The organism is Telmatocola sphagniphila, from assembly GCF_018398935.1.
Taxonomy (GTDB): domain Bacteria; phylum Planctomycetota; class Planctomycetia; order Gemmatales; family Gemmataceae; genus Telmatocola; species Telmatocola sphagniphila.
Genome location: NZ_CP074694.1, coordinates 5,432,288 through 5,452,832, shown reverse-complemented (window position 1 = coordinate 5,452,832; position 20,545 = coordinate 5,432,288). Strand labels below are relative to the sequence as shown.

The window sequence follows — 20,545 nt, the reverse complement described above, 5'->3', positions numbered from 1 at the left end:
AAGCCAGCGTTCTGGGATTACTTCTTCTTGGCCACGGGCTCGAAGTAGCCCTTCTCGAGGTTGTAGCTCATCTCGCCGAGATCGAGCGTCTTGCCGGGTTGGGCGGTGAAGAGGGGAGGCGAGGTTTTATCGTTTTCCATTCGCATTTTGCTCAGGTAACGGGACTGCCCGTATCCATAACTCTTCTTTTCGCGATCTTCTTCGTCCTCACGAAAACCCCCTCCAAATCCACCCGTAGGACCTCTTCTACGCCCAATGAGTGGTCCCCCAGGTCCACCTCGTGCTCCACCAAAAGATCCTGCGGCCAATTCTCCGAATACATATGGTGCAAGAATATATGTCGGATCTTTTTTGGCGATCGTAATGAAAAATTCCGTTCCGGGTATTACGTCTGCAATCATTATCTGACCATTTTGCTTTTTGCTAGGCGGTAATATCAGAGTCTGAAGATCTTTGTTTGATAGAAAACTAGATAATAGTTCATGCGTATAGATTAACGATATATTTGGTTCGAGTTGATATTTGGTGGAGTCTATATTGTATTGCGGCTGAAGCTTGACCGTTGTTAATGGCAGCAGCTTTAGGTTGATGATCTCGGGGTCTTTATCAGATATCTTAAAAATACCAGCCAATTTTTTTTCTGTTTGTATTGCAATAACGGTTTGCGGAATTTTCCCAAGATTGTAGAGTTTACACCGATTTCCTTCGAGAGCCTGATCGGGTTTTACACTTAAGGCGCTTACATCTATTTCAAATGTTCGCAAAGTCCCCCTATTAGCGTCTGGATCGATATATCGGAGTGCTGGACCAGAACTGATGGCTTTCACGCCTGAAATAGGTTGTCCATTCTCGTCGAGAAAAGAAAGAGTTTTTGCTTTCGCAGGTTCGAGCAAGATGTTTTGATTAATTTTCTTCGTATCTTTTTTAACCTCTATAACTTTTGCGAAATGGCCGCGAAGCTTCGCGATACCCCCTTGGGCTTTAAAAAAACTCCATCCTTCCGCCTCCTGAGTAAAATAATCGGGATAGCGAGGATCTGGTGTTGCGAGAGGATAGGGCTGGGCAAAAGCTGCTATATTGGAAGAATTAGACTGAATGTGCGCGGTAAGAAGGTACAATCCGGGCTCCAAAGCCAATCGATATTTCCCTTCGTTATCGATGCGTGAAATATAATTCGACAATTGGAGATTCGTTAAATGAATAGGAATGTCATTTTTTTCTTCCGTTTTACTGCCAAATAAAGGTTCGATCTGGATAAAGCCAGGGAGTTTTTTTCCAGTAATCTCATCTTTTACGCTTCCAGCGATGAGAGTTGTTGTCGACAATTCTTTCTCGAAGTATTGAGGAATCACTTGAGCCTCCAGTTTGGACCAAGTGGGAATAATTCCATACTCGAGATCAATAGGATAATCAGACGACATACGTAGTAGGAGGAAATAATTTTCTGACGGTTGCCCTTCAGGTACTTTTAAAGCAAACTTTCCATCCCGATCCGTAATGGAACTAACCATCAATTCTGTAGGGGTAGAAACCGGTTTGATGCCACTCCGACCTAGAATTTGTTCCTTCCATAATGATACTTCTATATGCGATAATCCATGTTTATTTTGACTCATAATACGTCCGCGAATTTGACGAGGTGTTTCAACGATCACGGATAAGAATGGGTTATAGAATGATTTCAGGCGATTGAGTCTCGCGACATCCAGATATTTTGTCGTTACAATCTTGAGTTCCTTCTCAACAATCTTATCGCCTGCTAACCGAAACTCGACAACTCGATCTTCCGCAATTCCTCGAATTGTGAAATTCCCTTGCGAATCGCTGACGATCTCTCCGATACTCTTCAAAAGTTCTGGGTTTTTCGAAATGTCTAAAGTCTGATTGATACCCTGAGTGTTATCCTCTGAATCCCGAATGTTATTTGACTGAATCAATAAATTCAGAAACTCCTTTCTCCCCTTGCTGAACTTCGATATCCGCACCGGAATCAGCTTTGCACCCTCGGCAAAACGGTTGTTCTCAAATTGCACCGTCCCGCGGATGATCTCCTCCTTCGGCATTACAATCTTCGCTTCCTGAGTCGTATCTAGAGAATTAATCGCCACATGCATGAATCCATAATTCGACAGACGGAAGACTAAAAACTCTCCGCTACCCGCATCCGCCCGAATTTCAAACTTCCCTTCGGGCAACTCGATTTCGGCAGCCCCTTCCTTCTGCGGATTCACCAGCGTTACCACCTTCGGATCGCAAAGCAGCTTCACTCCCCGCGCGGGTTGACCATTGGGCAGACTTACTGTGCCCTTCAAAGTTACCTTCTGATCTTTTGCATCGTCCTGGGGCTCATTCACCACCAGCGGTTCTGGTACTTTGTCGGACTCCGGTTTTCCAGGCACCGAACTTAGCCCGGCCTGCACGCCGTAGCCCAGCACACCCAGCAACACCACCGCCGCACTGACGGACATAATCCGTTGAAGAATAACCATCTTGGTAACTCCTTGCACCAGCCCGGCCACCGAAGCCGAGGTCACACTGCTTAGAGCCACCTTGCGAATGGCAAAGGCTAAACCGATTTGAACTGTGGATTGAATTAGCGTTGCCGAAGCCGAGCCAGCCAAAGTTGCGGAGGCTAGGAGGGCGCTCAAATCGACGCCGCGCTTCTTCAATCGTAGCCCCAGTCGCTGCCGGGCCCAAGTTAAACGGCTGCTGACCGTGGCTTCCTTAATCCCGAGACGAGCGGCCGTTTCGCTTATCGTCTTCTGCTCTAAAATGCAAAGACAGAAAGCCTCTCGATACTTCTCCGGCAGCTTCTGAATTTCCTCATCCAGGAGAGTCTTTATCTCGTTGCGAATCGCGTCCTGCGGAGGACTGGAAGAACTTATTTCTCGAACGGCATTCTTCTCGTGCTTTTCCCGGCGGATTCGGGCGCGGTGCGTCTGCAAGGCGACTCTCAAGGCGATGCCGTGCAGAAAACTCCCCAGCGAAGACTGCTGTCGAAGGGAATGAGCCTTGCGGGCCAAAATCAAAAACGTCGCCTGAAAACCATCCTCGGCATCCTGGATATTCCCCAGCGAACGATTCAGCACCGCACTCACCATCGGACCATGACGGCGAATCAGCTCTTCAAACGCCCCGGGATCGGACAGGACCAGTATCCCCTGCAGCAACTGGCCGTCGCTCGCCTGACGATAACGATCCTCTTCCATCAGCTGACGCAAATGCTGGACGATCGCGCCTACTCGCATGTTCGACATCCCAAGCCCTCCTGTCGCTTTCCGCTATATAGTCGCCGAGGGAAGGGATATCTGCGATCAATTTTTGAGGGACGGGGAAAAATTCTGTTGGAAAATCATGAAGGCAAAATGAGACGGGGAAGGAGATATTGAGTGGTGCAACGGCGAAGTTATTGACAGCCGGGTTGGACTTGATTGATTCTCATATGAACGCTATTTCACTGACTTTGCAGTATGGCTAGAAAATTTAATCATGTACTCGATTAATTTCCCAACTGGGGAAGCTGCCTAATATGGTGAAAATCTTTGCCCGACTCGCCACAGTGCTATTTTTGTTCTGTTCTGGCTGCGAAAATCTGGCCGAGAGTATTTCGCATTCTTGGAATGAATCGCATTCCACTCCACCAGAACCACTTTCTGCCAACAATCCATTAGTAGACTTGAGGAAATTTGTTCCAATATCACCCCATGCTGGAGATTCTACGCCCTAGATTTCATTTAAAATCTACGACTGAATTGATCTCTAGCTTGTTGAGGTCGATTCTTTTAAATTGCTATAAATTGTTAGTCGCGTTTATCCACTTTCCACTATTAACCTTCCGTCTTCGAACTACTCGTCCTTCTTGCGGAGGCGTTGGGCCATGCGATCCAAAAAGCGGTTTTCCTCAGCGGTTAAACCCGTACGGCCGCCAACGCGATGCAGTTTTTCCAGAAGCTGATCCATGCGGGCATCATCCGCCTGCTGCTCTTCAATCTCCCGTTGAATCCGCTTCGCGGCCCGGGCCTGCAACCAGCGCTTAATGAAGCTTTGCTTGGGAGCACGGCGGACGGGCACATCCCCTTCCTCGAAGGCCAGATAGCCCTTGGAGGTGTCGTAGATGCCGTCGCCCTCGGGCTGATAAATCTTCTTCATCTCCATGTAGCTGCAGTACCAGATGAAAATCGCCAGGAGCGAGATCGGGTAATCCAGCCAGATGGAAAGAATGATCATCGCCATGCCCACGATTTGACCCGCATAGCAGGCAATGAGCGTTCCTTTTTCGTAATCCGATCTCCCCCAGACGATCGTTTGCAGAATACGGCCACCGTCTAGAGGGAAAGCCGGCAAAAAGACGTTGAAGCAGAACAGGAAAAGGTTTAACCAGAAGAATCTGGCCGTCCACAAAGCCCAGGTTGGCAGTGGCTCGGTAGTCAGATATTTCGCGTCGACCCATTCGCGGTCACTCAGCCGGTTCTTGACTTGGATTTTGCCGTTCGGGTAAAAATTGTAGGCCACGGGGTTCACTTCCCGTTCGGTATCGCTGCGCACCAGAACCGGAACATTGGCCGTGGTGTAAGTCCGGCCATCGTGGAAGTTGTAAAGCAGCGGATCGTAGGCGGAGAGCGTTCGGATGGGATTCATCGGCGCGGTGAAGCCGCCAATCAGCAATGCGGTACCGGCGATCAAGCAAAAGACAAAATTTACCAGCGGCCCGCCGATAGCCGTGATGAAATGGGCCAACGGGGTCATCGGGGGACGGCAGAACGCCAGCCCGCCCAGAGGCCACATCAGAATTTCATCCGCTTCCCCTTTAACGTAACGGGCGGCGAAGCAGTGTCCGAATTCGTGCATCAGGATGATCACGAACAACATGACGACGGAGACGAGCAGAAAATCGAGCCAGCGATCAGGAGACTGGGAGCAGGCGCGCAGGAGCAGGCCGAGCGTCATGACAATGTAAAAGACATGGACGTTGACACTGATCCCAAATACGCGGAACAGCGGTAACGACCAATTCATCGGTTCCCGCATCTCATCCTACCCGACAAGTTGTCGATCCTGCATCCAAACTCTGGAAATTATCTTAGCAGAGTCGGCAAAAAAAAGAAAACGCTATCGCCTCAACCCGTTACGATCTGCCGCCATTCCGAAAGCGGGATCGGTAAAATCACCAAGAATGTCCGGCGTTACAGAGCAATTTGCATGTTCCTTCCTAAGAGAATTTCTTATCTTTGGTTAACGGAGATTTCAGTGGGTTCGGATATCTTCTACTACAGGGTCGCTGGCCCTGGAGATTAAAAAGACCGGCGACCGAAATCGGGAGAATCGCGATGCGTACATTCAAACTCAGTCTGGTAGCCGTGCTGGCCATCCTCCTGCAAGTCGCAGGCTTGCAGGCCGACGATGACAAAATTCCCCTCGACAAGCTGCCCAAAGCCGTGTTGGAAGCGGTGAAAGCGAAGTACAAGGGCGCGGAACTGGTGGAAGCTTCCAAGGAAGTTGAGAAAAATGTGACCAGTTATGAAGTGATCATCAAATTCAAGGGCGAAAAGCTGGAAGTGACCCTGACCTCCGATGGTAAAATCGAAGCCGTGGAACGGGAAATGGAAGCCAAGGATCTCCCGAAAGCTGTTTCGGACAGCATCAAAGCCAAGTACGACGGCTACACGATCAGCAAAGTGGAAGAAGTCACCAAGGGAGAGACCGTCACTTACGAAATCCTCGTCAAGAAGGGCGATAAGAAAGTGGAACTGACCATCGGCAAGGATGGCAAAATTACCGAAGCCAAAGAAGAAAAGTAGTCCATCCCACTCCGGGTGAGAGCGAGGCCATGCGAATACTGATCGTGGAAGACGATCCGGGGATTGCAGAGTTTCTGCAAATCGGCCTGCGCGATGAAGGCTTCGTCGTGGAGCATGCTCCCGACGGAGCCGAAGGCTGGTACCGGCTGCGCCACGAAAAATGGGATGTCGTGATCCTCGACTGGGCTCTTCCCAAGATGACCGGGCTGGAGATTCTCAAAAACTACCGCGAAGAAAGTGGTACCACTCCGATTCTGTTCCTGACGGCCCGCGACACCGTGGCCGACCGGGTGACCGGTCTAAATCAGGGGGCCGACGATTACCTTTGCAAGCCCTTTTCCTTCGAAGAATTGCTGGCCCGTGTCCTGGCCCTGAGCCGACGCCACGAACGGCAGGCCAAACCGGTCCTGCAGTTCGAAGATTTAACGCTCGATCCGCGCACCCACTACGCCGAACGGGCGGGGAAACGGTTGGTGCTGACGACCAAGGAATATTCCCTGCTCGCTTATTTCCTCCGGCATGTCGGCGAAGTGTTGACACGCACCCGAATCTACGAACAAGTCTGGGACGACCGCTACGACGGCGTTTCGAACTCGCTGGAAGTCCACATCGCTGAACTGCGTCGCAAGCTGGAAGCGCACGGTCCGCGCATTCTCTTCACCGTACGCGGCCGCGGCTACTACCTCGGAAAAGCGGATTCCGGGGGCTAGAGCATGACCATCACCAACCGCGTTTCGGTTTTCTTTCAAATCACCCTGGCGCTGATTCTGATCGGCTTTTCTTTACTGCTTTATTTTCTCAAGCAGAACCACGAATTTTCCCATGCGAGCGAACGGCTCTCGGCCGCCATCAATACGCTGGCCGCCGCAGTGGAAGATGAACCGGAAGGACTGGAATGGGATCGGGCCGCGCACGATCTGCATTTCTTCGCTGATGGCGAGCAGATCCATTGGGCCATCTGGGATGAGAACGACGCTCTCGTCGATTCTTCCGATCTGCCCAGCGCAGAGCAAATGCGAAAAGATCGAAATCGGCTGACCTGGAACGGGCAGGATTTGACCGAGTTGGAACGAGCGGATCGAATTTTGACCGGTCGTCACCTGCAATCGAAAAATATCTCGGCCACTACGCCCATCGCCGATGCGCGCCGGCATCACTATTCGCTGATGATCTATGCCGGGCTGTCGAAAAATGCCATTCACGAGAGTCTCCGCAATCTCGCGTCGCTGTTGAGCGGCATTTCGTTGTCGGTCTGGCTGGCGACCTTTTTTGTGAACCGCTGGATCTGTCGACGGGCCTTACGCCCTCTGAGCCGGATGGCCGCGGTGGCCCGAGAAATTTCCACGGAAGATCTGGCGGATCGCCTGCCGCATCCGCAAACCCGGGATGAACTGGAAGAGCTGGGTACGAGCTTCAACGATCTTTTGAGCCGGGTGCACGATGCCTATGAACGCCAGAAGCAATTTGCCGGCGAAGCTTCGCATCAGTTACGCACGCCGTTAACCGTGCTGAAAGGTTCGATTGATGTCGCCCTGCGCCGCGAGCGCCCCGTGGAAGAGTATCAGCGCGTCCTGCGTCTGCTCGGCCAGAAAGTGGAAAATCTGCAATCGATTACGGAGATGCTGTTATTTCTGGCTCGTTCCGACTCGGAGAAGCAGGCGATCATGATGTCAGAGATCGACCTCGCCGTCTGGCTGCCGGTTTTTCTCGAGGAGACCCGGGAACATTACTCGCAACGAAAATTGGAATTATCGTTCCGCGACGAGAAGTCGGTCGTGGTCTCGGCCCATGCCGGTCTTTTGGGCCAGTTGCTGGGCAACCTGATCGACAACGCCAATAAACATTCCCCGCTGGAATTTCCGATTCGTCTGGAAGTGGCGGCGAGCGACTCAGCCGCGACGATTGCCGTCATCGACCGTGGGCCTGGGATCGCCGCCCACGATCTGTCCAGAATTTTCGAACCGTTTTACCGCTCCGAAGAGAGCCGGAATGCCGGTCTGCCCGGCGTCGGGCTCGGACTGGCCGTCGCTCAACGCCTTGCGAAAACGATGGGCGCTCAGTTGTCGGTCACTAGCACGCCCGGACAGGGAAGTCGCTTTCAGATTCTGTTCCCGTTGTTGATCGTTCAGGAGGAAGGAACCTGTGATCCCGTTATCTCTCAGGAAGTTTAAGCTTGCGGAATTCGTGCACCATCACTTTCTGCATTTGCTGATACTCAGTTATGTTCTTGCCGCCTTTTTCCCTGCCCTGGGAAGTTGGATTCGCACGCAGAAACTCGGCCATGCCTGGCTCGGCGAGCAACATATTCCGCTGTCGTTGACCTCGACGCTCCTGGCTCTGTTGCTCTTCAACGCGGGCCTGGGACTTCGAGTCGATCAAATAGCCCGGCTGGTCTATGCGCCGCACGTTCTGGTGCTGGGCCTGCTGGCCAATTTGTTTGTGCCCTTACTCTTTTTGACCCTGATCTCGCTTTCCATGAGCGACTGGCACAACCCTTCGGAAGTTCAGTGCATTCTGCTGGGATTGGCTCTGGTGGCTTCGATGCCGATCGCCGGTTCTTCCGCCGCCTGGACGCAATCGGCCGATGGTGATCTGGCGCTCGGGTTGGGACTGATTCTCGGTTCAACTTTACTTAGTCCGATCACCACGCCGATCTCGCTCTACTTCACTCGCCCCATGGCCGAGGGGGAGTATCTCGATTTACTCAATTCGTTCTGCGGCTCCGAGACCATGTTGTTTATGCTCACTTTCGTTCTGCTGCCGACGCTATTGGGAATTAGCGTGCGGATGCTGGCCGGTGCGGCTCGGCTGGCAAACGTCCTTCCCCGGCTGAAACTTCTGAACACGGCCATTCTGCTGACTCTGTGCTATTCGAATGCCGCGATTTCGTTACCTCAGACTATCGCCGAGCCCGATTGGGATTTCCTGTTGATCACGCTATTGTTTGTTTGCGGCATGTGCGGCATCGGTTTCGGCACCGGCTACGGATTGTCGAGGCTCCTGAAATCGCCGCGCGAGCAACGCTTGGCCCTGATGTACGGCCTGGGCATGAGCAACAACGGCACGGCCCTGGTGATTGCTTCGATGACCGTCTCTTCTCACCCCCGGGTGCTGTTGCCGGTGATCTTCTACAACTTGGTGCAGCATCTGTTTGCCGGTTGGGTGCTGCAGGCGAATGAAGCCCCGGAAGAGTCGGCCGGGAAATGACTAGCGGCCGATCGGAAATGACCTCCGATTCGCGATTTGCTCCCGTTAATCCGGGCAAGCTGTTCCGGATGGAAGTCTTTTCGCTACCGGATGTTGGTTTTTTTAACTGCGCTGTTGCCAAGTTCGTACGGGCAATGTAATATGGTGAAATCGTGATGTGTAAACATCGCGCCAGAGTATCTTATCCAGAGTGGCGGAGGGCGCAGGCCCTTTGATGCCACAGCAACCGGTCGAAAACTCCCCAGATTTCAATTCTGGCTTTCGATGCTGGTGCTAATTCCTGCCCGGGCGACCGGGGAAGATAAGATCGTGCCAGACCTTCGAAAACCTTTCGGATCGTTCTGCACCATCTTCTTATCTCTGAGTAGTTTCAGTGGAAGTTACTGAAGCTCTATCTGGTTGATACTCTCTCTTGTTATCGATGAACTCCGTGAGAGAGAGGAATTACCGTGCCGTTTGTTCCCGATTTCGTGAAGGGCCTGCAGTGTAAAGTCTGCGGCAAGCTCTACCCCAAATCCCCCGTCAATTTCTGCTCGGATGATTTCGGACCTCTGGAAGTCGTGTACGATTACGACGCCATCCAGCCCTGCATCAGCCGGGAGAAAATCGAGATGCGGCCGCGCAACATGTGGCGCTATCGGGAACTCTTACCTCTGGACGGCGAACCGACCGTGGGACCGCAGGTCGGTGGCACCCCGCTGATTCGGGCTGACCGGCTGGCCGATGCCTTGGGCGTGGAAAAACTCTGGATCAAGAACGACGCCGTGAATTTCCCCACTCTTTCCTTCAAGGATCGGGTGGTTTCGGTCGCGCTGAGCAAAGCCCGCGAATTCGGCTTCCGAACCGTCGGCTGCGCTTCGACCGGCAACCTGGCTAACAGTGTGGCCGCTAACGCCGCCGCCGCCGGACTGGAAGCCTATATTCTGGTTCCCGCCGATCTCGAACGTGCCAAGATTCTGGGCACTAGTATCTACGGCGCGAAAGTGATTGCCGTGCAGGGCACCTACGACGAAGTCAATCGCCTCTGCACTCAGGTGGCCTTCAAATACGGCTGGGGCTTCGTGAACATCAACCTGCGGCCCTTCTACGCCGAAGGCTCCAAGAGCATGGGCTTCGAAATCGCCGAAGACCTCGGCTGGCGCGTGCCGCAGCACGTTGTCGCACCGATGGCCGGGGGAAGTCTCATCGGCAAGCTGCACAAAGCTTTTCACGAACTCTATCGTGTCGGCCTGATCGACAAAGCGCCAACCACCAAGATGTACGGCGCGCAGGCCACCGGCTGCAATCCGATTTCCGACTGCGTGAAAAGCAATCGCGACCGGCACAAGCCGATCCGCAAGCCGAACACCATTTGCAAGAGTCTGGCGATCGGCGACCCGGCCGATGGACCGTTCTCCGCCAAGCTGATTCGGGAAACCGGCGGCTGGGCCGAAGATGTGAGCGATACGGAAATTGTGGAAGCCATGCAGCTGCTGGCACAGACCGAAGGGATCTTCGCCGAGACAGCCGGCGGCACCACTCTGGCCGTTTGCCGTAAACTAATTGAACAGGGCCGAATTCCCCGTAACGAAGAAATCGTCATCTGCATCACCGGCAACGGTTTGAAGACGCAGGACGCCATCTTCGAAGCGGTCGAGCAGCCAGTTGTGATCCGTCCGACGCTGGACGATTTCATCCCGCTGGTCGATTCGGTACCGGTGCTGTCGTAAAAGCGAAGCTTTAGAAAGAAACGGAATTAGTCTCATGTCTGTGAAAGTCCAGATCCCCCCGCCGATGCGAGAAGCCACCGGCGGGCTGTCCGATGTGGAAACCAGCGGCGGCACCATTGAGGCCGTTCTCAAAGACCTGATCGTCAAGCATCCGGCGATCGGTCCGAAGCTCTTCAAAGAGGGCAAGCTTCAGATGCATGTGAATATCTATCTGAACGATGAAGATATTCGCTTTCTGGACGACTTGCAAAGCCCGGTGAAGGAGGGCGACCTCGTCGCTTTGATCCCTGCCGTCGCGGGCGGCTGAAGTCCGAATAAAATCAACTGCATAGTCTGCCGACTTCGTACCTGATTTCAGGTTTCGCCGGGATCGTTCCCGGCGAAGGTACGAAAATTCGGACGGCCCGAGAGAGCTTGTCATGTCCGAGGAAGAAGTCCCCGAAGGCGTCGCACTGTTGCCCTTGATCCCGGAGGAACTTGGCATCTCGCCGATGTTCCTGGCCATGCTGCACGGCTACGTACTCCTGGAAGGTTCGGCCGAGGACATCATCAACGATGTCGCGGCCACGGAATCTCTGGAATACATGGCCACTTATCTGCAACGGCTTAAAGGGCCCGACCTGGTCCGCGCGAAAGAAGATGTAATTACGCTGGTAGGTTTTGCTAAGCAGGAAAAGTGGCCCAGCGAAGTGGTGGAATTCCTCGAAGACTTTTTGGAAACCAACGGGGTGAAATAACCCCAGCCGCCCTGCCGGCCGATTTCAGATTCGGAACTACTGATGCAACGTAAACTCGATGAAAACCTGACCGAACGCTACAGCCGGCAGATGCGCTTTGGCCCCATTGGCAAAGCGGGTCAGGAAAAACTGATCAACGGCCGCGTCACCCTGTGCGGCTGCGGTGCACTCGGCACCGTTCTCGCCAATCACCTGGTTCGTGGCGGAGTCGGGTTCGTTCGCATTATCGATCGCGATTTCATAGAACCTTCGAATCTGCAGCGGCAGGTACTCTTCGACGAAGCCGATGTGGCCGCCAACCTTCCCAAGGCGGTCGCCGCCGCAAATAAGTTACGAGCAGTCAATTCGAATGTCACCATCGAACCGGTGGTCGCCGATATCGATCGAACCAATATCGAAGAGCTCTGCCGGGACGTCGATGTCATACTCGATGGCACCGATAATTTCGAGATCCGCTATCTGATCAACGATACATCGGTGAAGTTGAACAAACCGTGGGTCTTCGGCGGCGTGATCGGCTCGCACGGCCAAAGCATGACTATTCTGCCGGGGGAAACCCCGTGTCTGCGCTGCGTTTTCGAAGCGGCCCCCGGTCCAGGCGATGTCGGCACCTGCGAAACGGCCGGCGTACTCGGCCCGGTGGTCAGCGTGATCGCCAGCTATCAGGCGCTGGAAGCCTTCAAAATTCTGGCCGGAAAGACCGCCGCGATCAATCGCGAGTTGATCTATCTCGACATGTGGGAAAACACCAATCGCCGGATTAAGATCGCCCCACTGAAGGGCAAGGTCGATTGCCCCTGCTGTAAGCATCGCCGCTTCGAATGGCTGGAAGGCATGCAGGGCTCCCAGGCCGTGAGCCTATGCGGCCGCAACAGCGTGCAGGTGAGCAACCGCAACGGCGTGAAACTGAATTTCGAGGATCTTTCCAAGAACCTCGTTTCATCCGGGAATGTCAGTTTCAATAAGTTCTTGCTGAAGTTCGATGTGGAGAGTTACAACTTCACGGTGTTCCCCGATGGCCGGGCGATCATCAAGGGAACCGATGACATCGAAAAAGCACGTATCTTGTACTCGAAGTACATCGGGCATTAACAGGGAAGTGCGGATCAGTTATAATAATTAGGAAGGGATTTCTTGTAGCACCCGAAAGGGCACAGCCTATGATTACCATCCGATTAACAGAAGAGCAAACCGAGCAGTTTCGGAATTCCAATGATCAGTTGCGCGTCGTCGATGCCAACGGTCAGGAAATTGTGAAAGCGGACGCTTCAATTCACCGCGCCCTGGAACGGCTTCGTCAGCACCGGCTGGCTCCCACTAAAGGTATCAGCACGGAGAAAGTACGCAAGCATCAGACATTGCTGAAAGCAGAGTTGGAGAAGCGAGGAACTCCAATGTCCGATGGAGAGCTTCTCGCGTTTATGGAAAAACTTTGGGCCGAGGACGAAAAGTGAACCCCCCTTTTATCGTCCACTGGGAAAAAAGAGCCGATCTCGATTTGGCAAGAATCTATAATGCGGCAGCAGATAAAAATGAAATTACCCGCTGTGAAAACATAGCTAATAAAGCTCTCTCGAGACATCCCGATTCGATTGGTAAGTACCATTCTGAAGGCTTGTACACGCATGATTTCGGCTTACTGAGGTTTTGCTACCACATCGACTTCACCCATCGGGCAGTATACATACTCGAAATTATTCAAATAAGCTGGGATGAAGAGAATATTTGATCCCAATGAACGACCCAATTACTCGTTAAGTTCCCCTGAACTCCTTCAATGATCTACCTCGATAACGCTGCGACAACATTCCCCAAACCCGAGTCGGTTTACAAGGCTCTCGACAGCTACGCGCGCAACTCGCTCGCCAATCCGGGACGGGCAGGCCACAAAATGGCTCTCGCTTCCGAACATACACTCGCGGATGGCCGGCATCGTCTGAATCAGTTCTTCAACGGCAAAGGTCCGGAACGCTTCATCTTCACTCTGAACTGCACCGATGCCCTGAACATGGCCATCAAGGGGGTGCTTAAGCCGGGTGATCATGTGATCACCAGCGACATGGAACACAATTCCATGAGCCGGCCGTTACGCGCGTTGGAACTGGCCGGGGTTATCGAGTGGACCCGTATCCCGTCCGATGGGCAGGGGTCCATTGATCCGCAAACGGTTGCGAAGGCCATCACTCCGAAGACGCGACTGGTCGGAATTTCGCATGGCAGCAATGTGGTGGGGACTACCCAACCCATCGAGGAGATCGGCAAGATTACCCGGGAAAAGAACGTCTTATTTCTGGTCGATGCCGCTCAGACCGCTGGTGTGCTACCGATCGACGTTCAGGCCGCGAACATCGATCTAATGGCCCTGCCGGGACACAAAGGTTTGTTTGCCCCCACGGGCGTCGGGGTGCTCTATGTCGCTCCCGGGGTGCATGTGAATCCCTGGCGCGAAGGGGGTACCGGCGGCGACTCCTCGAGCGAGACTCAGCCGAAAGATTATCCCTATTTCCTCGAAGGCGGCACGCCGAACGTGCTCGGTGTGGCTGGGCTGATCGCCGGGCTGCAGTGGGTGCAGGAACAGGGCCTGAAGAAGATTCACCAGCACGAAGTCGAACTGGTCGAACGGCTCTGGAAACACCTGGATGAAATCGGCCAGTTCACGATCGTCGGCCATCGGGATATGTCGCGGCGGGTGGGCACCCTCAGCTTCTTTACCGAAGCGTTACCGGCCGCGGAGATCGGTGGCATTCTGGATCAGGCCTTCGATATCGCCATCCGGCCCGGTCTCCACTGCGCGCCGTACATTCACAAAGCGTTCAAATCCTATCCGGATGGTCTGGTGCGGGTCAGCCCCGGACCATTTAACACCGAAGCCGATATCGATCTGCTGGCCGGGGCGTTGAAGGAAATCCTGGCATAGTTAACGACTATGCCGGAGGCAGCTTTTCCTGTGATCCGCTAATCCCCGATGCAATGCAGCCATCCGGATATACGGCTCATTTTTTCGCAAGCTCCTGTTCCGCCCATTTGACAAATCGCGTGAACAACTTCGTGGCGAACCGATAATCATTCCAGATCAGGACTACGGTCCGCATCGGCTGCTCGCCATCGAGCTGTCGGTATGCGCAGCCATTGTTAATATGCCTGGGTACCGCCATTTCGGGCACCAACGTCACCCCCTGCCCCAAGGCCACCAACTCGATAATCGTACTCAATTGACTCAGCCGGGAAGTACCCAGCGGTATCACATTTTTCTGCCGGCAGTAACTGATCGTACTCTCGGCCAGACAATGCGCATCGTGCAGTAATAGAAACGGCTCCTGGATCGCCGCGTCGAGCGAGACGCACGCTTTCGCGGCCAGAGGATGACCGCGCTTCATGACTAAACGGAGCTTCTCGGTAAAGAGTTTTTTGATTTTCAGACCACTTGCTTCCAGCGGCAAGGCCATGAAAGCCAGATCGACTTCGCCGGACTGGCACTTCTTCAGCAATACCGGCGTAACATCTTCGACGATTTCCAAATCGGCCTTGGGCACCAGTTTGGAAAAGCGGTCGATCAGCCGGGGCAATAAATAGGGAGCAATGGTGGGAATCGCCCCGATCACCAGTCGGCCCGCGTCGGGCTGATCGGTAATGCGGGCCGCGGCATCCTCCATGAGAGCAAGAATCTGATCGGCTCTTTCTTTGAGGATCTTGCCCGCTTCGGTGAGTTTCACACTTCGCCCCAGGCGCTCGAAGAGCGGCTGGCCCAGTTCCTGTTCCAATTTGAGAATCTGCTGACTAAGCGTCGGCTGCGTTATGAAGCAAGCCTCGGCGGCGCGCGTGAAACTGGACAACTCCGCCGCGCGGGCGAAGTATCGAAGTTGCTGGATTTCCATATTCAGTGCCTATCGAAAGTATAATTCAGATTGTATTTATCTATGGCACTGCCGACCGCCCAACTTCGGCGATGCGAGACGGAAAGCCGAAAGAGTTGCGGGGAATCTATTCGAACAGGCTGCTGCCGTCCGTCGATTGCTTGCGGCCGACGACCAGAAACCCTTTTTGCGTGGCCAGCCGGCCCCGAGGGGTGCGGACAATGTACTGCTCTCGGAGCAGAAAGGGCTCGACTTCATCGCTGAGTGTATCGCTCGGAATATTCATTGTCGCGGCCATCGCTTCCACGCCCGTAGGTCCGCCCCCGAACACATCGATGAGGGTTTCCAGATACCGGCGATCCTGCTTGTCCAACCCTTCCGAATCGACCTCGGCCATATCGAGCGCCCGTCTGGCAATCTCCATGGATATCGAGCCGTCCGCTTCGCTGATGGCAAAATTTCTGACCCACGACAATCGACTGTTGGCGATGCGCGGCGTACCCCGGCTGCGGCGGGCGAGTTCCAGAGCCGCTTCCTCGCTGATTTTCGTATCCAACTTTCGGGCATTCACTCGGACGATCTCCGCCAGTTCGTTGATCGTGTAAAAATCGAGATGCTCCTGCATCTTGAAGCGATCACGCATCGGCGATGAGAGCATGCCGCTGCGGGTGGTGGCCCCGATCAGCGTGAATCGCTTGAGATTCATCGAAATCGTACGGGCATTCACACCATCACCGAGCACCAGATCGATGCGGAAATCTTCCATGGCCGGGTAGATGAACTCTTCGACGACCCGCGGCATCCGGTGGATTTCATCGATGAAGAGAATCGAACCTTCTTCAAGATTGGTCAGATAGGGCAGCAGATCGGCCTGTTTGGAGAGGGCCGGGCCGGAAGTCATTTGAATGCTGGTTCCCAACTCGTTGGGCAGCACGGTGGCAAAAGTCGTTTTGCCCAGCCCGGGTGGACCGTCAAACAGAATATGACCGAGGGGTTCCTTGGTTTTGCGAGAAGCGTTGACGGCAATGCCCAATCGCTGAGCCACTTTTTTCTGGCCGATGACTTCGCGCAGGAGCTTCGGACGCAGGGCCGCATCGCGCTTGCGGTCGTCGGGTTCAGTAGTGCCGGAGATAATGGTTTCGCGTGGCATGCGGCTTTCAAAAAAGGTGCAATTTCAGAGCTCAGCGGACTAGCTATCGGCCAAACGTTTTAATGTCTCGGTATGGTCTTTAAACGCTCTGTCCTTAAATTTTTCAAACACTTCCTGACTGACGTCATTCACCGCAAGCCGCTTATAAAGTTCCGAGTTCTTCGCTTCCAAGCTTTCACCCACTTTTTGAACTTGGCTTTTGTGAACGAGAACTCGTTCAATCATCGTTTCCAGTAAGTGCTCTATCGTCGTGTTTTGTTCCGCAGCCAAATTCTGAAGAGCTAATAGCTTCTCTTCGCTCAGTTCAATGTTTAAAGTCATCCCTTCTTCCCCACCGCAAACGCCAAACTAATGAACTCTTGTACCGTAGCCGGTTTCTGCCCCGATTTCAATACCTGATCGATCCGATCCCGCGCTTCGGAGGGATTCATCCCCAGATTGGTCAGCGCGGCGTACGAATCATCGACCACCTGAGGATCAATCCCGGCGCCCAGCGGTTCGGGGGCTGAGCCGAAAGTACCCTCCGAAAATAGCGTGAACTTGGTCACCTTACTTTTGAGCGTGGCGATGATCTGCTCGGCGGAGGTTTTGCCGATGCCCGCCAGCGTGGTCAGCCATTTGGCATCGCTGCGCTGGATCGCCTCGGCAATTTCGCGGATCGGCCGGCCGAGAGCTTTTAATGCCTTGCGTGCGCCGATTTTGTCCACGGTGCAGAAGAGATCGAAAAACTCCAGTTCGAGTTCGCTCAAAAAGCCGATGCGTCGAGGGATCAGCCGGTTGGACATCTGCGAACCTTCCAGGTATTCGCTGATGTGCAGCGTGATTTCCTCATCCGTCTTGGTTTGAATGTTGCGGCGGAGATACTCCGGAATCATCACCTGATATTCGAACGGGCCGATTTGCACCCGGCACTCATCGTCGAGGACCCGGGTCAGAATGCCCGTCATCTTGGTTATCATATCGCCCGCTTTCGAGAGGTCTGTTCAGTCATTTTTCGGGAAAATACGAAGCACAGCGCTACCGCGAGGGCATCGGTGACATCGTAGGGTTCGGGTGCTTTCAGCAGTCCCAGTTCCCGGGTAACGGTCGCCTGAATCTGCTCCTTGCTGGCGTGGCCGTGACCAGTGATGGTCTTTTTTATCTGCGTCGCCTTGAAGTGGTGAACGGGAATATTTTTCATCCCGGCGGCCAGCAGCAGGGCCCCCCGGGCATGGCCCATGATGATGGCCGTGCGCGGATGGGCATAGTGGGAGTAAAGTTGTTCGATGGCCATGGCTTCCGGTTTGTACTGATCGACAATTTCCGAAATTCCCTCGAACAGACTTTTGAGCCGAAGACCCAGATCGGACTGTTTTTTGGAGGGGAGCGAGCGCACCACCCCGGCTTCCACCAGTCGGATTTTCCCGGTGGAGTATTCGAGCAGACCATAGCCGGTGGTATTCAGACCGGGATCGATGCCGAGGATGAGCATTAATGCTTTATTGTCCGAATTGTTCGCGGAGTCGCAAGTTGTCCCGAATAGTATTCAAAAACTCAATGGGCTCGAGGATATTCAAATTAGGCGCTTCTCTTCTGAGAAGCGCCGCATCGGGATAATCGATTTTTGCCAAGTCCAAAAGATCTCGATCGCGACTGACGAGATAGTTGGCGTCCTCCGCTATCGCCAAATTTATGTAAGGCTCATCTTTGGGATCCCGTATATAAGTGAATCGTTTTGCAACCGGAGGTCGAATTTCGACTAGTTCGATAATTCGTTCGATGAATTCCAGGATGACAGTTTCCGTTAGTCTTGGGTATCTTGTCTGAATGAGGGGCTTGCGTAGCGTCTGCTCAATTTCTTCGAGAATTTCCCGTGTGACAAGGACTCGAATCAGCTGATTTTCCAATACACGGAGACACGCGGCAGCTGGCCCTGAAGGATTCAAGGCGGCTTGCAAAAACATCATGCAATCGAAAACGACTTTTGGGCTTTTCGAAATCATTCCGTGGGTAGGCCAGTCTTTTGTTTCTCGGACCAGACTTCGTTACGAGCTGCCTCAAAAACGCGAGTCAACTCGGCTTCCGAATCACCAGATTCGACAAAACTTTGCCGAGCCGGTGCCAGAATTTCATCGAAGGATTTTCTAGTGAAGGTTCTGCTTTCGCCAGACAGATCGAGTTCGGCCAAATTCGTCAAATAGCGTTCAATAGACACGCCCGCTAGCTCCGCTTTCTGGCGGAGTTTGGTTTCCGTGCCCTCGGGTAAATGGATTGTGATACTCATAGTACTAGCTCAAATGCCGATTTAATTATCTTATCTCAGCGACAGTGCCAACTCAATCCAGGTTCCTAGCCCACCTTCCATGTCGTCCCGCCGGCGCGATCCTCCATCACCACGCCTAGTTCCGCCAGTTTCTTGCGAATCAGGTCGGTCTGATCGAACATCACCTTCACGGCCGGGTTGCCCTTTTCCAGCTTCTTGGCTTCAGTGCGCAGATTACCCCGGAGTTCGATCAACAGTTGCATCAATCCGGCGACCAGTTTGTCGTCGCCCCCCAGCGTCGCCGCCTTGGGCTCTTCAAAGAATAGTCCCAAAATCTGCGATAACTCTTTGAGAAGCAGCGCCCCTTCGAGGAATGCGGGCTTTTGAGTTTCATCCGCTTTGGGATCTTCCAGTTTCGCGGAATCGGCCAGTTTATTCAACGCCGTGATCAATTCGAAGAGTACCCCGCAGGCACCGCCGGTGTTGAAGTCGTCGTTCATCAACTCGCGGAACCGGCTATAAAGTTCACCGAATTGAGCGTTGAGGAAGGTCTTTTCGCGAGCCTTCGTGGGCGCTTCCAGAGCATAAAAACTCTTGCCGGTGATCCGCTGATACCGCTCGGCGAAACGCGAGAAGTTCTCATACGATTTTTTGACGGCCTCCAGTCCCGATGGAATCGGGGAAGCATCTTTATCGCGAGGGTCCCATTCCCCCAGGTCGATCGGGCTGCGATAGTGCGTGTTGAGCATGAAGAACCGCAACACCTCACCACCCACATGTTTCAATGCATCGGCCACATTCAGCACGTTGCCGATGGAACCGGCCATCTTGCCCGAGCCGAGCTTCAAGAGGCCGTTGTGCATCCAGATCTTGGCAAACGGTTTGCCGGAGTAGGCTTCGCTCTGGGCCAGTTCGTTTTCGTGGTGCGGGAAGCGGAGATCCAGCCCGCCACCGTGGATATCGATGGTTTCACCCAGTTGATCCATGGCCATGCAGGTGCATTCGATGTGCCAGCCGGGCCGGCCTTCACCCCAGGGGGATTTCCAGGCGGGTTCGCCCGGTTTGGCCGCTTTCCAGAGGGCAAAATCGCCCGGATTCTTCTTCTTACCGCTCACTTCGATCCGGCTGCCCGCTTCCAAAGCATCGGGATCGAAGCCGCACAGTTTCCCGTAATCCTTGAACTGGGATACGTTGAAATAGACATCGCCCCCGGCATCGTAAGCGACCCCTTTTTCGATCAATTTGCTGATCGTGTCGATCATGGCCGGGATATATTCGGTGGCCTTAGGGAAATGATCAATGCCCGTAACATTCAGCTTCTTAAGGCAATCGAAATAATCGGCCGTCATCTTCTGGGCCAGCTCGGCGACCGTGGTCTTGCTCTCGGCGGCCCGGGCAATCAGCTTATCGTCGACATCGGTGATGTTGACGACCCACTTCACGTCGTAGCCCAGATAATTGAGATAGCGTTTGACGGTATCGAAGATGATCGGCCCGACCATATGGCCGATGTGGCTCGGCTTGTAAACGGTGGGTCCGCAGACGTACATGGTGACTGCTTCGCCGGGAATCTTGGGGAAGATCTCTTTTTTGCGGGTCAGCGTGCTGTACACCTGAAGCGGCGGCAAAGCGGCAGACATGGTAGCTTCCTGAAAATACGTGCCGTGCCGACTTCGTGCCGGCACTTTCCAAATTATCTCAGCTATGCCAGTTTAGCAATTCGCGTTTCCTCGGCGAGCGGATCATAGTCCGGTAAATCCCTCCCGTATTTTTTGCTTGTATCTCGCTCACTCCGAAGTACGATGGCCTTACCTTCCTCGGTTGAAGATTTTCCGATCCTTACTCTCC

General features: G+C 53.7%; 21 protein-coding genes and 1 riboswitch. Of the genes, 11 read left to right on the top strand and 10 right to left on the bottom strand.

Annotation, left to right across the window (positions count from 1 at the left end):
* Window positions 1-17: 17 nt before the first annotated feature.
* Together KIH39_RS21815 and KIH39_RS21810 are read right to left on the bottom strand one after the other, a co-directional pair.
* A complete protein-coding gene (locus KIH39_RS21815) occupies window positions 18-3,257 on the bottom strand; it encodes an RNA polymerase sigma factor (protein ID WP_213495342.1) in 3,240 nt (1,079 codons plus the stop codon).
* A 589-nt stretch (window positions 3,258-3,846) separates the two neighbouring features.
* Window positions 3,847-5,028 carry a site-2 protease family protein gene (locus tag KIH39_RS21810; protein WP_213495340.1) on the bottom strand — a complete coding sequence of 394 codons (1,182 nt, stop codon included), beginning with the start codon at window positions 5,026-5,028 and terminating at the stop codon, window positions 3,847-3,849.
* A gap of 299 nt (window positions 5,029-5,327) precedes the next feature.
* On the opposite strand from KIH39_RS21810, the gene KIH39_RS21805 reads away from it, so the two are divergent.
* From KIH39_RS21805 to KIH39_RS21755, 11 genes are all read left to right on the top strand, one after another.
* Window positions 5,328-5,798 (top strand): PepSY-like domain-containing protein, encoded by a 471-nt coding sequence (locus tag KIH39_RS21805; RefSeq protein ID WP_213495338.1) that lies wholly within the window; start codon window positions 5,328-5,330, stop codon window positions 5,796-5,798.
* Between the two features lie 29 nt (window positions 5,799-5,827).
* Window positions 5,828-6,508, top strand: coding sequence for a response regulator transcription factor (locus KIH39_RS21800; RefSeq protein ID WP_213495336.1), 681 nt, complete (start codon window positions 5,828-5,830; stop codon window positions 6,506-6,508).
* A gap of 3 nt (window positions 6,509-6,511) precedes the next feature.
* On the top strand, window positions 6,512-7,969 hold the full coding sequence (locus KIH39_RS21795) for an ATP-binding protein (RefSeq protein WP_213495335.1): 1,458 nt from the start codon (window positions 6,512-6,514) through the stop codon (window positions 7,967-7,969).
* On the top strand, window positions 7,941-9,005 hold the full coding sequence (locus tag KIH39_RS21790) for a bile acid:sodium symporter family protein (protein WP_213495334.1): 1,065 nt from the start codon (window positions 7,941-7,943) through the stop codon (window positions 9,003-9,005). Before KIH39_RS21795 ends, KIH39_RS21790 begins: the two co-directional genes overlap by 29 nt.
* Window positions 9,006-9,183: 178 nt before the next feature.
* Window positions 9,184-9,313, top strand: a riboswitch (SAM riboswitch).
* 141 nt (window positions 9,314-9,454) lie between these two features.
* On the top strand, window positions 9,455-10,714 hold the full coding sequence (gene thrC / locus KIH39_RS21785; protein WP_213495333.1) for a threonine synthase: 1,260 nt from the start codon (window positions 9,455-9,457) through the stop codon (window positions 10,712-10,714).
* A gap of 34 nt (window positions 10,715-10,748) precedes the next feature.
* Window positions 10,749-11,021, top strand: a complete 273-nt coding sequence (locus KIH39_RS21780; RefSeq protein ID WP_213495332.1) for a MoaD/ThiS family protein — start codon at window positions 10,749-10,751, stop codon at window positions 11,019-11,021.
* Window positions 11,022-11,133: 112 nt separating this feature from the next.
* The gene (locus tag KIH39_RS21775; RefSeq protein WP_213495331.1) at window positions 11,134-11,451 is read left to right on the top strand and encodes a hypothetical protein; all 318 of its coding nucleotides are present in this window, start codon (window positions 11,134-11,136) and stop codon (window positions 11,449-11,451) included.
* 42 nt (window positions 11,452-11,493) lie between these two features.
* Entirely contained in the window at window positions 11,494-12,543 is a 1,050-nt protein-coding gene (locus tag KIH39_RS21770) for a ThiF family adenylyltransferase (protein WP_213495330.1), read from the top strand.
* 68 nt (window positions 12,544-12,611) lie between these two features.
* Window positions 12,612-12,905 carry a hypothetical protein gene (locus KIH39_RS21765; protein WP_213495329.1) on the top strand — a complete coding sequence of 98 codons (294 nt, stop codon included), beginning with the start codon at window positions 12,612-12,614 and terminating at the stop codon, window positions 12,903-12,905.
* Window positions 12,902-13,180: a hypothetical protein gene (locus tag KIH39_RS21760; RefSeq protein WP_213495328.1), complete on the top strand. Its 279-nt coding sequence runs from the start codon at window positions 12,902-12,904 to the stop codon at window positions 13,178-13,180. The genes KIH39_RS21765 and KIH39_RS21760 overlap by 4 nt, the downstream gene beginning before the upstream one ends.
* Window positions 13,181-13,228: 48 nt before the next feature.
* On the top strand, window positions 13,229-14,368 hold the full coding sequence (locus KIH39_RS21755; protein WP_213495327.1) for an aminotransferase class V-fold PLP-dependent enzyme: 1,140 nt from the start codon (window positions 13,229-13,231) through the stop codon (window positions 14,366-14,368).
* Window positions 14,369-14,444: 76 nt separating this feature from the next.
* Here KIH39_RS21755 and KIH39_RS21750 read toward each other — a convergent pair whose 3' ends face one another.
* From KIH39_RS21750 to cysS, 8 genes are all read right to left on the bottom strand, one after another.
* Window positions 14,445-15,326 (bottom strand): LysR family transcriptional regulator, encoded by an 882-nt coding sequence (locus tag KIH39_RS21750; protein ID WP_213495326.1) that lies wholly within the window; start codon window positions 15,324-15,326, stop codon window positions 14,445-14,447.
* A 106-nt stretch (window positions 15,327-15,432) separates the two neighbouring features.
* Complete coding sequence (gene ruvB / locus KIH39_RS21745; RefSeq protein ID WP_213495325.1) at window positions 15,433-16,455, bottom strand: Holliday junction branch migration DNA helicase RuvB; 1,023 nt, start codon at window positions 16,453-16,455, stop codon at window positions 15,433-15,435.
* 39 nt (window positions 16,456-16,494) lie between these two features.
* The gene (locus tag KIH39_RS21740; RefSeq protein ID WP_213495324.1) at window positions 16,495-16,776 is read right to left on the bottom strand and encodes a hypothetical protein; all 282 of its coding nucleotides are present in this window, start codon (window positions 16,774-16,776) and stop codon (window positions 16,495-16,497) included.
* Entirely contained in the window at window positions 16,773-17,414 is a 642-nt protein-coding gene (ruvA, locus tag KIH39_RS21735) for a Holliday junction branch migration protein RuvA (RefSeq protein WP_213495323.1), read from the bottom strand. The genes KIH39_RS21740 and ruvA overlap by 4 nt, the downstream gene beginning before the upstream one ends.
* Window positions 17,411-17,926 carry a crossover junction endodeoxyribonuclease RuvC gene (ruvC, locus tag KIH39_RS21730; protein WP_213495322.1) on the bottom strand — a complete coding sequence of 172 codons (516 nt, stop codon included), beginning with the start codon at window positions 17,924-17,926 and terminating at the stop codon, window positions 17,411-17,413. Before ruvC ends, ruvA begins: the two co-directional genes overlap by 4 nt.
* Before the next feature lie 7 nt (window positions 17,927-17,933).
* Entirely contained in the window at window positions 17,934-18,437 is a 504-nt protein-coding gene (locus KIH39_RS21725) for a putative toxin-antitoxin system toxin component, PIN family (RefSeq protein WP_261352942.1), read from the bottom strand.
* Window positions 18,434-18,718 carry a hypothetical protein gene (locus tag KIH39_RS21720; protein WP_213495320.1) on the bottom strand — a complete coding sequence of 95 codons (285 nt, stop codon included), beginning with the start codon at window positions 18,716-18,718 and terminating at the stop codon, window positions 18,434-18,436. Before KIH39_RS21720 ends, KIH39_RS21725 begins: the two co-directional genes overlap by 4 nt.
* A gap of 65 nt (window positions 18,719-18,783) precedes the next feature.
* Window positions 18,784-20,337 carry a cysteine--tRNA ligase gene (cysS, locus tag KIH39_RS21715; RefSeq protein ID WP_213495319.1) on the bottom strand — a complete coding sequence of 518 codons (1,554 nt, stop codon included), beginning with the start codon at window positions 20,335-20,337 and terminating at the stop codon, window positions 18,784-18,786.
* Window positions 20,338-20,545: the final 208 nt, after the last annotated feature.